The organism is Staphylococcus equorum, assembly GCF_001747895.1.
Classification (GTDB): Bacteria; Bacillota; Bacilli; order Staphylococcales; family Staphylococcaceae; genus Staphylococcus; species Staphylococcus equorum_A.
Window position 1 is genome coordinate 1 of sequence record NZ_LNNB01000041.1, and the last position, 461, is coordinate 461.

Here is a 461-nt window from a genome sequence, read left to right on the forward strand (position 1 = left end):
TCCCGCTAGTCTCCACCATATATTTAAATGCAATCTAAATTACAACGGCGGCGTAGCTCAGCTGGCTAGAGCGCACGGTTCATACCCGTGAGGTCGGGGGTTCGATCCCCTCCACCGCCACTAATTATTAGTTGTAAATTATATTTAGGACCTTTAGCTCAGTTGGTTAGAGCTAACGGCTCATAACCGTTCGGTCGCAGGTTCGAATCCTGCAAGGTCCATATAATTTTTTGGAGGAATACCCAAGTTCGGCTGAAGGGATCGGTCTTGAAAACCGACAGGAGCTTAACGGCTCGCGGGGGTTCGAATCCCTCTTCCTCCGCCATTTTTATAATAATTGAATATAATTTATTTACCTAATATTTTTGGAGGAATACCCAAGCCCGGCTGAAGGGATCGGTCTTGAAAACCGACAGGGGCTTAACGGCCCGCGGGGGTTCGAATCCCTCTTCCTCCGCCAT

Annotated in this window: 4 tRNA genes; all 4 read left to right on the plus strand. The window is 48.4% G+C overall.

The annotated features are described in order from the left end of the window. Nucleotides 1–46: 46 nt before the first annotated feature. Nucleotides 47–120 (plus strand) — tRNA-Met (locus tag AST02_RS13720). Between the two features lie 27 nt (nt 121–147). Beyond that, a tRNA-Ile gene (locus AST02_RS13725) sits at nt 148–221 on the plus strand. Nucleotides 222–232: 11 nt separating this feature from the next. Then, nucleotides 233–325, plus strand: a tRNA-Ser gene (locus AST02_RS13730). A 42-nt stretch (nt 326–367) separates the two neighbouring features. Further along, nucleotides 368–460 (plus strand) — tRNA-Ser (locus AST02_RS13735). The last annotated feature ends 1 nt before the right edge of the window (nt 461 follow it).